At 70.3% G+C, this 9,564-nt stretch carries 9 protein-coding genes and 1 pseudogene; 7 read left to right on the top strand and 3 right to left on the bottom strand.

Features of this window, described 5'->3' with window-relative positions:
• Positions 1–56 precede the first annotated feature (56 nt).
• From DEW08_RS10540 to DEW08_RS10550, 3 genes are all read left to right on the top strand, one after another.
• On the top strand, positions 57–1,367 hold the full coding sequence (locus tag DEW08_RS10540) for an O-acetylhomoserine aminocarboxypropyltransferase (RefSeq protein ID WP_109326932.1): 1,311 nt from the start codon (positions 57–59) through the stop codon (positions 1,365–1,367).
• Between the two features lie 7 nt (positions 1,368–1,374).
• A complete protein-coding gene (locus DEW08_RS10545; RefSeq protein WP_109326934.1) occupies positions 1,375–2,178 on the top strand; it encodes an alpha/beta fold hydrolase in 804 nt (267 codons plus the stop codon).
• A 126-nt stretch (positions 2,179–2,304) separates the two neighbouring features.
• Entirely contained in the window at positions 2,305–3,450 is a 1,146-nt protein-coding gene (locus DEW08_RS10550) for a PAS domain-containing sensor histidine kinase (RefSeq protein ID WP_109326937.1), read from the top strand.
• A 106-nt stretch (positions 3,451–3,556) separates the two neighbouring features.
• Here the strand turns inward: DEW08_RS10550 and DEW08_RS10555 are convergent, their stop codons facing one another.
• Positions 3,557–4,051 carry an Hsp20 family protein gene (locus DEW08_RS10555; RefSeq protein WP_109326938.1) on the bottom strand — a complete coding sequence of 165 codons (495 nt, stop codon included), beginning with the start codon at positions 4,049–4,051 and terminating at the stop codon, positions 3,557–3,559.
• A gap of 304 nt (positions 4,052–4,355) precedes the next feature.
• On the opposite strand from DEW08_RS10555, the gene DEW08_RS10560 reads away from it, so the two are divergent.
• The gene (locus DEW08_RS10560; RefSeq protein ID WP_109329721.1) at positions 4,356–4,730 is read left to right on the top strand and encodes a DUF1465 family protein; all 375 of its coding nucleotides are present in this window, start codon (positions 4,356–4,358) and stop codon (positions 4,728–4,730) included.
• Positions 4,731–4,847: 117 nt separating this feature from the next.
• Here the strand turns inward: DEW08_RS10560 and rpmE are convergent, their stop codons facing one another.
• Positions 4,848–5,072, bottom strand: a complete 225-nt coding sequence (gene rpmE, locus DEW08_RS10565; protein ID WP_109326939.1) for a 50S ribosomal protein L31 — start codon at positions 5,070–5,072, stop codon at positions 4,848–4,850.
• A gap of 183 nt (positions 5,073–5,255) precedes the next feature.
• Here rpmE and DEW08_RS10570 point away from each other — a divergent pair, with 183 nt between their 5' ends.
• From DEW08_RS10570 to DEW08_RS10580, 3 genes and pseudogenes are all read left to right on the top strand, one after another.
• Positions 5,256–5,885 (top strand): TetR/AcrR family transcriptional regulator, encoded by a 630-nt coding sequence (locus DEW08_RS10570; RefSeq protein WP_109326941.1) that lies wholly within the window; start codon positions 5,256–5,258, stop codon positions 5,883–5,885.
• Complete coding sequence (locus DEW08_RS10575) at positions 5,882–7,051, top strand: DUF418 domain-containing protein (protein WP_109326942.1); 1,170 nt, start codon at positions 5,882–5,884, stop codon at positions 7,049–7,051. Before DEW08_RS10570 ends, DEW08_RS10575 begins: the two co-directional genes overlap by 4 nt.
• Before the next feature lie 307 nt (positions 7,052–7,358).
• Positions 7,359–8,996, top strand: a pseudogene (locus tag DEW08_RS10580) (ABC transporter transmembrane domain-containing protein).
• A 24-nt stretch (positions 8,997–9,020) separates the two neighbouring features.
• Here the strand turns inward: DEW08_RS10580 and DEW08_RS10585 are convergent.
• Positions 9,021–9,485, bottom strand: a complete 465-nt coding sequence (locus DEW08_RS10585; RefSeq protein WP_211107213.1) for a YaiI/YqxD family protein — start codon at positions 9,483–9,485, stop codon at positions 9,021–9,023.
• Between the last annotated feature and the right edge of the window lie 79 nt (positions 9,486–9,564).

A 9,564-nucleotide genomic window follows, 5' to 3' on the forward strand; every position in this document is an offset into this window, starting at 1 on the left:
GCTCACCGTAAGCGGCCCTCATTCTATTTCCCATCAGGATCAAGGAGAGGACGCCCGTGGCCGAAGCCAAGTTCCTCAAGTTCGACACGCTGAGCCTGCATGCCGGCCAGCAGCCGGACCCGGCGACCGGGGCGCGGGCCGTGCCGATCCACATGACGACCTCCTACGTCTTCAACGACACCGACCATGCGGCGTCGCTGTTCAACCTGGAGCGGGCCGGCCATATCTATTCCCGCATCTCCAACCCCACCGTCGCGGTGCTGGAGGAGCGGCTGGCGGCGCTGGAGGGCGGCGTCGGCGCCGTCTGCACCGCCAGCGGGCAGGCGGCCCTGTCGCTGGCGATCATGACGCTGATGGGGGCGGGGGGCCATATCGTCGCCTCCGCCTCGCTCTATGGCGGCAGCCGCAACCTGCTGGCCTACACGCTGCCGCGCTTCGGCATCACCGCCACCTTCGTCGATCCGCGCGACCTCGACGGCTTCCGCGCGGCGATCCGGCCTGAGACGCGGCTGGTCTTCGGCGAGGTGCTGGGCAATCCGGGGCTGGAGGTGCTGAACATCCCGGCGCTGTCGAAGATCGCGCACGAGGCGGGGCTGCCGCTGATGGTCGACGCGACCTTCGTCACGCCCTATCTCTGCCGGCCGCTGTCGCACGGCGCCGACCTCGTCATGCATTCCTGCACCAAGTGGCTCGCCGGCCATGGCGTCGCCATCGGCGGCGTGGTGGTGGACGGCGGCAGCTTCGACTGGGAAGCCTCGGGCAGGTTCCCCACCCTGACCGAGCCCTATGCCGGCTATCACGGCATCGACTTCGTCGAGGAGTTCGGGCCGGCCGCCTTCGTCATGCGCGCCCGCGCCGAGGGGCTGCGCGACTTCGGCGCCTGCATGAGCCCGATGAACGCCTTCCAGATCCTGCAGGGCGTCGAGACGCTGCCGCTGCGCATGAAGGGGCACATCCACAACGCCCGCAAGGTGGTCGGTTTCCTGGAGACGGAGCTGGCGAGCGAGAAGGGTGCGGTCGCCTGGGTGTCCTACCCGGAGCTGATCGACCATCCCGACCATGCGCTGTGCGCCAGGCTGCTGCCGCATGGTGCCGGCTCCATCATCTCCTTCGGGATCCGGGGCGGGCGCGAGGCCGGCCGGCGCTTCATCGAGGCGCTGGGGATCTTCTCCCACCTCGCCAACGTCGGCGACGCCAAGTCGCTGGTCATCCATCCCGCCAGCACGACCCATGCCCAGCTCGACGCCGAGGCGCTGGCCGCCTGCGGCGTGGGCGAGGACATGATCCGCCTGTCGATCGGGCTGGAGGATTGCGAGGATCTGATCGACGACCTGCGCCAGGCGCTGCGCGCCGCGATGAAGGGGTGAGACCGCCATGGAGCTGACCGTCAACGGACAGACCGTCTTCGCCCACACCGGCGGGCGCGCCTTCGACCCGGCCCGGCCGCCGGTGGTGCTGATCCACGGCGCCGGCATGGACCATACGGTGTGGAGCCTGCAGAGCCGCTTCCTCGCCCACCACGGCCGCTCGGTCCTGGCGGTCGACCTGCCGGGCCACGGGCGTTCGGCCGGCGAACCGCTGCCGTCGATCGAGGCGCTGGCCGACTGGGTGGTCGCGCTGCTCGACGCCGCCGGCGCCGGCACGGCGGCGCTGGTCGGCCATTCCATGGGCGCGCTGGTGGCGCTCGACACCGCGGCCCGCCATGGCGGGCGGGTCGAGGCGGTCGCGCTGCTCGGCGTGGCGGAGCGGATGCCGGTCCATCCCGACCTGCTGGCGATGGCGCGCGACGGCGATCCCGTCGCCATCGAGCTGGTGGTCGGCTGGGGCCACGGACCGCGCGGCCATGTCGGCGGCTGCCGGGCGCCCGGCCTGTCGCTGATCCCCGGCGGGCGGCGCCTGATGGGGACGGTGCGGCCGGGGGTGCTGGGGGTGGACCTCGCCGCCTGCAACGCCTTCACCCGCGGGGCGGAGGCGGCGGAGGCCCTGTCCTGTCCGGCGCTGTTCGTCCTGGGTTCGGCCGACCGCATGACCCCGGCCAAGGCCGGGCGGGCTCTGGCGGCGCGGGTCCGGGATGCCCGCAGCGTCCTGCTGCCGGCGACCGGCCACATGGTGATGACCGAGGCGCCGGACGCCACCATCGATGCGCTGGCGGATTTCCTCAGGCTCAGGCGGGACTGAGCACCGGCACAATTGATGGCCGGTACAATTGGGGATCGTCACGAGCTGTTAAGATTTCCCGGCCTAGCGTTGAGGCTCTGAAGGATCAGGGCCCATCGCGGCGCCCGTCCGGCCGGGAGCACGACAGTGACGCTCAGCGAGTCCGATGTCCGTGCCTTGATGAGCGGCGCGCGGGACGTGGCGGCGGTCCTGGCGGGCGACGGGACGATCCGCTTCATCAGCGACGCGGTGCATCGGATGCTCGGCTACGACGCGCAGGCGCTGGTCGGCGGCTCCTTCTACGGGCTGCTTCATCCGGCCGACCGCGAGCGTGTGCGCCAGCGCACCGTCCAGCGGCTGCAGAGCCCGCCGGCATCGTCGGGCGAGATCGTCTTCCGCCTGCGCCATGCCGGTGGCCAGTGGATCGACGTCGAGGGGACCGGCTACAACCGGGTGGAGGATCCCGGCATCGCCGGCATCGTGGTCAACCTGCACGACATCACCGACCGTGTGCGTGCCGAGCAGGACCTGATCCGCGCCAAGGAGGCGGCGGAGATCGCCAACCAGGCCAAATCCACCTTCCTTGCCACCGTCAGCCACGAGCTGCGCACGCCGCTGAACGCAGTGCTCGGCTTCGCGCAGCTCCTGGAGATGCAGGTCGGCAATCCCCCGGCGGCGGAGCGCTGCCGCGACTATCTCACGGCCATCCGGCAGTCCGGACAGCAGCTCCTGACGATCATCGACGACATCCTGGACATCGCGCGCATCGAGGCCGGCGGGCTGGGGTTGCAGGAGGCGCCGGTGGATCTGGCGGTCCTGGTCGGCCAGAGCGCCCTGATGGCCCAGGCGGCCTGCGTCAGGGTCGGTGTCGCGCTGTCCGTGGAGGTGGCGGGCGACCTGCCGCCGCTGCATGGCGACGAGCGGCGCCTGCGCCAGGCGCTCGACAACCTGCTGTCCAACGCCGTGAAGTTCACCGGCCGGGGAGGGCGTGTCGCCGTCACCGCCCTCAACGGGCCGGCCGGCGATGTCCTGGTATCGGTGCGGGACACCGGCATCGGCATGACGGCGGCGGAGATCGCCGCCGCGCTGGTGCCCTTCACCCAGATCGACCAGTCCTTTTCCCGCAAGCACGAGGGCCTCGGCCTCGGCCTGCCGCTCGCCCGCCGGCTGGTCGAGCTGCATGACGGCGCGCTGACGGTCGAGAGCGTGCCGGGCGAGGGGACGGTGGCGACCATCCGCCTGCCGCACAGCCGCGTCCTGACGCTGGAGGCCCTGCTCGCCGCCGGCGCCTGACCCGGGAAGCCGAAAAGGGCGCCCCGGTTTCCCGGGACGCCCTCCATGATCCTGCCGGCGGTCCTGCCCGCTCACCCTGCCGGCCCCGGTTGCCGGGACGGCGGGATCAGGCGGCCTGCGGAACCTTGCGGCCGTCGTCCGCCTGCGGTTCGGCGGTCAGCGCCGGCTGGCCCTGGGGCTTCGCCTCGATCCGGATGGTGCGCGGCTTCATCGCTTCGGGTACCTCGCGGACGAGGTCGATGTGCAGAAGGCCGTTCACCAGAGACGCGCCGTTCACCTTGATGAAGTCCGCCAGTTGGAAGCGGCGCTCGAAAGCGCGCCCGGCGATACCCCGGTAGAGGAATTGGCTGTTGGCCGCGTCCTTCTTAGCTTTCCCCGTAATCACCAGCGAATTCTGGTGGGCGGTGATCTCCAGGTCCTCCGGACCGAAGCCGGCGACGGCCATGGTGATGCGGTAGGCCTCTTCGTCCATCTTCTCGATGTTGTAGGGCGGATAGGAGGCGGCCGCCTCGTCCCCGGTCATCGCGCTTTCCAGCAGGCGCGACAGGCGGTCGAAACCGACGGTGGAACGGAACAGCGGCGAAAGATCGTAGGTACGCATGTCATATCCTCCGAATAGAGCGATATTGCGGTCGGGAACCACGGCAAGGGTCGATCCCCGTCTGCGAAAGTCCGACGGACCCCGACTGGGCATCCGCCGACACCATCCAAGATAAGAACCGGGTTCCCCGGTTCAAGAGGTGTGGTCGGGACCCGCCCTGACTTGCGTCCGGGACCGGAAACCGCCACTCACAGATTGTTAATCAGTTGCGGCGAGGCTCGTGCTTGGGCCGGACGGCCGCAGGAGGGGTACGGCTGTGGACGGCTCTCGCACCTTCTTCTTCAATGGTCCCTATGACGAGACCATGGCGCTGCTGATCGAGGCGCGCAATTACATCGCCTACCACGAGGCGGTGGACCACCGGTCCTTGCCCCCCCATGTGCGCCTGCAGATTTCCTATGAGTCGATGCGCGTCACCAGCCGCCTGACCCAGGTGATGGCGTGGCTGCTGGCGCAGAAGGCCGTCCATGCCGGCGAGCTGACGAAACAGCAGGGCGCCAGCGAGGAATTCGCCCTGTCGGGCGGCGAGGTCTGCAGCGATCCCTCCGGTCCCGAGAACGAGACCCTGCCCGCCGGCCTGCGCAGCCTGCTGGAGCGCAGCCACAAGCTCTACATGCGGGTCGCCCGGCTGGACGAGATGGTGCGCGACCAGGTGCAGCAGGAGGCGGCGGTCGGCTGATCCCCCCGGCAGCGCCGGTTTCCTGCGGACAACACGAAGCGGGCGCCCGACCGGATCGGGCGCCCGCTTCGATATGCGGCAACAGCGCTGGCTTGCGGTCCCGAAGAACCGGTCGGCTTACTTCTTGAGGCCGAAGTTGGCGAAGCGCTTGTTGAACTTGGCGATCTGCCCGCCGGTGTCGAGCAGCTTCTGCACGCCGGTCCAGGCCGGGTGCGACTTCGGGTCGATGTCGAGGCGCATCGTGTCGCCCGGCTTACCCCAAGTGGAGCGGGTCGTGAACGAGCTGCCGTCGGTCATCACCACGTTGATCTCGTGGTAATCGGGATGAATGTCAGTCTTCATGGCCGGGGTTCCTGCTAAACGAGCGGCGTCTATATCAAAGCGGACCCGGCGATGCAACCGGAATCGGTCGGCCCGAGGCGGCCGGGGACCGCCTCGGCGCTTGACACCCCAAGGTCCGGCCCATAAATAAACCGAACGTTCGGTCTATTTATGGGCCGTTCCGTACGAGAGGGTTTCCGGACCATGCGCGTCGTCGATCCGGCAAGACATGACGAACGGCGGAGGGCGATCCTGCGTGCCGCCGCCCGCTGCATCGCGGACAAGGGGTTCCATGCGGCGAGCACCGCCGACATCCGTACGGCGGCGGGGGTGAGCACCGGGACGCTCTTCCACTATTTCCCCGGAAAGCAGGCGATCGCCGCCGCCATCGTCGATCTGGAAGGGGAAGAGGTTCGGGAACTGCTCGACGGCCTTGCCGCGGATGTCGCGGCCGGCGGCAGTGCGCTCGCGGCGCTGCGCCATGTGCTGGACGCCGTGGTCGATCATGCGGCGGACCCGGCGAACGTCCGCCTCGCCCTGGAGCTTGCGGCGGAGGCGGCGCGGGACTCCGACCTTGCCCGCCACATCGCCCGCAACGACGCCGCCTTGCAGGAGGGGATGCGGGCGCTGCTGGCAACGGCGGCGGCCCGGCGCGAGGCCGGAGCCGACCCCACCCTGGACGTCCGTGCGGCGGCGGCCTGGATCGGCGTGCTGATCGACGGCTTCTTCAATCGGGCCGCCCTCGATCCCGGGTTCCGGGTGGGGGAGCAGCGGGCGGCGCTGCACCGTCTGGTCGCCTCGCTCATCGGCTCCTGCAGCATGGGGGTACGATGACCGGCCGCATCGCTGAAGTGGATGCGCTGCGCGGATTCGCGCTCTTCGGCATCCTCGTTGTGAACATCCAGGCCTTCGCCTCGACCTTCTACGGCAGCGGCATCGTCGATCCCGCCTTTGCCGGGCCGCTCGACCGGATGGTCCGGCTGCTGGTGGCGGTGGTTTTCGAGACGAAGTTCTATCTGCTGTTCTCCTTCCTGTTCGGCTACAGCTTCACCTTGCAGATGGAGGCGGCGGACCGCGCGGGAGAGGCGCTGCCCGGGCGAATCCTGCGCCGTCAGGCCGGCCTGCTCCTCATCGGCCTGATGCACGCGGTGCTGCTGTTCACCGGCGATATCCTGACCATCTACGGCGTGCTCGGGGTGCTGCTGCTGGCGCTGCGCCGCTTGTCCGACCGGACGGTATCGTGGCTGGCCGGGGTTCTGGTTCTGGCGACCGGCGGCGCATGGCTGGTCCTGGGCCTCCTTCTCGCCTCCGTCGGTGCCGGAACGGACGGCCAGCAGGCTGCCGGCGCGGCCCTGGCGATGCGGGATTCCTATCGTGGCGACGCCGCGGCGATCGTGGCCCGGCATCTGGCGGATCTTCCGGACGTCTGGATCGCCCTTGTCCTGTTCCAGGCTCCTTGCGCGATGGCGATGTTCCTGCTGGGGCTGATGGCCGGGCGGCGCCAGCTTCTGCGCCGGATCGGCGAGGTCGATGCGGCCCTGCGCCGGATATCTGTGGTGGGGCTGCTCGTCGGCCTTCCCGGAGCCGTCCTCTATGCGGCCGGCGGGGCGGTTCGCGGTGGTTCTGGCTGGGAACTCGCGGCATTCGGCATCGGTCTGCTGACCGCTCCGTTCCTGACGGCGGCCTATGGCGCCGCCGTCCTGCTGGTCTTCCGGAGGCCGGGCGGGGAGCGTCTGGTGCGGTGGCTGGCGCCGGCCGGCCGGATCGCCCTGTCCAACTATCTGTTGCAGTCGGTCGTCTGCGCCTTGCTGTTCACCGGCTACGGCGCCGCGCTGGTGGGCAGGGTTTCCCCGGCCGGTGCGCTCGGCATGGCCGCTGCGATCTTCCTCCTCCAGACCGTTCTCAGCCGATGGTGGCTCCGGCGCCATGTCTACGGCCCCATGGAATGGCTGCTGCGGGCGCTGACGATCTGGCGGGTGCCGTCATGGCGGTTCTCCTAGGGCGGTTCTCCTAGGGCGGTTCTCCTAGGGCGGATCTGGCGGGGAACGGCGGGCGCCTTGTGGGGGCTGGCGGCCATTGCTATATGGCACACCGCCGGCGCCCCGTGCGCCCCGACCTGAGCAGGCGAAACCGGTGTCCAAGTCCTCCCTCGATCTCCCTGCGGCTTCGGGCACGGAGTCCGCCGCCGAGACCCGCCGCCGCGACCTGTCGCCGCTGCGCCATCTGCTGCCCTTCCTGAAGCCCTACCGCTGGCAGATCCTGGGGGCGCTGCTGGCCCTGACGGTGGCGGCGGGCACCGTGCTGGGGATGGGGCAGGGGATGCGCATCCTGGTCGACCAGGGCTTCGCCGCCGGCAATTCAGCCCTGCTCGACCGCGCGCTGCTCGTCCTGATGGGCGTCATCGCCCTGATGGCCGGCGCCACCTACAGCCGCTTCTACCTGGTGAGCTGGATCGGCGAGCGGGTGGTGGCCGACATCCGGCGGGCGGTCTACGACCATGTGCTGACGCTGTCGCCCGGCTTCTTCGAGACCACCAAGACCGGCGAGATCCTGTCGCGCCTGACCACCGACACGACGCTTCTTCAGGTGGTGGTCGGCTCCTCCGTCTCGATCGCGCTGCGCAACACGCTGCTGTTCCTCGGCGGCACCGGGATGCTGCTGGTGACCTCGCCCAAGCTGACCGGGCTGGTGGCGCTGGTGGTGCCGCTGGTGGTGGCGCCGATCATCCTGTTCGGCCGGCAGGTGCGCCGGCTGTCGCGCGCCAGCCAGGACAGGGTCGCCGACGTCGGCTCCTTCGTCGAGGAGACGCTGGCCGCCATCCGCACCGTCCAGGCCTTCACCCACGAGGCCATCGACCGCGCCCTGTTCGGCCGCCGGGTGGAGGAGGCGTTCGACGTCGCCATCCGCCGGGTGAAGGTGCGCGCCGTCATGACGGTGATCGTCATCGTGCTGGTCTTCGGCGCGGTCGGCACCATCCTGTGGATCGGCGGCCATGACGTGCTGGCCGGCCGCATCTCGGCGGGCGAGCTGTCGGCCTTCGTCATCTATGCCGTGGTGGTCGCCGGATCGGTCGGTGCCATCAGCGAGGTGATGGGCGACCTGCAGCGCGCCGCCGGCGCCACCGAGCGGCTGGTCGACCTGCTGGCGACCCGGTCGGAGATCCGTCCCCCGCCTCGCCGGTGGCGCTGCCGGTGCCGGCGCGGGGCGCCCTGTCCTTCGGGCAGGTGCGCTTCCACTACCCCTCGCGCCCCGACTGGGCGGCGCTGGAAGGCTTCACGCTCGACGTGGCGCCGGGCGAGCGGGTGGCGCTGGTCGGGCCGTCGGGGGCGGGCAAGTCCACCGTCTTCCAGCTCCTGCTGCGCTTCTACGACCCGCAGGCGGGGTGGTGCGGCTGGACGGGGTGGACGTGAAGGCCGCCGATCCGGTGGAGCTGCGCAGCCGCATCGGCCTCGTCGCGCAGGATCCCGTCATCTTCTCCGCCAATGCCTGGGAGAACATCCGCTATGGCCGGCCCGGCGCCGGCGACGCCGAGGTGCGTGCCGCCGCCGAGGCGGCCCACGCGCTGGAGTTCCTCGACGCCCTGCCGGAGGGATTCGACACCTTCCTCGGCGAGAAGGGCGTAAGGCTGTCGGGGGGCAGCGCCAGCGCATCGCCATCGCCCGCGCCATCCTGCGCGACCCGCCGGTTCTGCTGCTGGACGAGGCGACCAGCGCACTCGACGCCGAGAGCGAGCGGATGGTGCAGGACGCGCTCGACCGGCTGATGCATGGCCGGACCACGCTGATCGTCGCCCACCGCCTTGCCACCGTGCTCAACGCCGACCGCATCGTGGTGATGGAGCAGGGGCGGGTGGTGGAGACCGGGACCCATGGCGAACTGGTGCGCCAGGGCGGGCTCTATGCCCGTCTGGCCGCGCTGCAGTTCGATCAGGCGCCGGCGGTCTGAGCGGCCGGCCGCGGGGCGGCGGGGTCAGCGGAACTTCGGCCGCCGGCCCGCCTTCAGCGCCTGCACCGCCTGGTCGAGCGTCTGGAGGAACTGGGAGCGGTCGCGCTGGCTCATCGGCGCGTTGCCGCCGCCGGCCACCCCCATGTCGCGCAGGTCCTGCATCAGCGCGCGGGAGGCCAGGGCCTGGCCGATGTTGTCGCCGGTGAAGGGGCGGCCGGTCGGGCCGATCACCACCGCGCCACGCTTGACGCAGCGGTCGGCCAGCGGGATGTCGGCGGTCACCACGACGTCGGTCGGCCCGGCCCGCTCGGCGATCCAGTTGTCGGCGGCGTCGAAGCCGTCGCCGACCACCACCAGCTCCGCCCGGCATTCGGTCGGCAGGCGCAGCGGGCTGTTGGCGACCAGCAGCACCGTGCAGCCGGTCCGTCCGGCCACCTTGTAGATCTCCGGCTTTACCGGGCAGGCATCGGCATCCACATAGATATTGATCGCGATGTCGGCCACCGGCGCCTCTCCTTCGTCGTTTCACAGGGCGTCCTTATGCGCTAAAACCTCGGTCCAGCGAAGT

The organism is Azospirillum thermophilum (assembly GCF_003130795.1).
Classification (GTDB): Bacteria; Pseudomonadota; Alphaproteobacteria; order Azospirillales; family Azospirillaceae; genus Azospirillum; species Azospirillum thermophilum.

Excerpts from the sequence above, each read along its gene's own strand:
- DEW08_RS10545 (WP_109326934.1), top strand. The coding sequence starts at position 1,375 with ATGGAGCTGACCGTCAACGGACAGACCGTCTTCGCCCACACCGGCGGG.
- DEW08_RS10555 (WP_109326938.1), bottom strand. The coding sequence starts at position 4,051 with ATGCGTACCTACGATCTTTCGCCGCTGTTCCGTTCCACCGTCGGTTTC.
- DEW08_RS10560 (WP_109329721.1), top strand. The coding sequence starts at position 4,356 with ATGGCGCTGCTGATCGAGGCGCGCAATTACATCGCCTACCACGAGGCG.
- rpmE (WP_109326939.1), bottom strand. The coding sequence starts at position 5,072 with ATGAAGACTGACATTCATCCCGATTACCACGAGATCAACGTGGTGATG.
- DEW08_RS10570 (WP_109326941.1), top strand. The coding sequence starts at position 5,256 with ATGCGCGTCGTCGATCCGGCAAGACATGACGAACGGCGGAGGGCGATC.
- DEW08_RS10575 (WP_109326942.1), top strand. The coding sequence starts at position 5,882 with ATGACCGGCCGCATCGCTGAAGTGGATGCGCTGCGCGGATTCGCGCTC.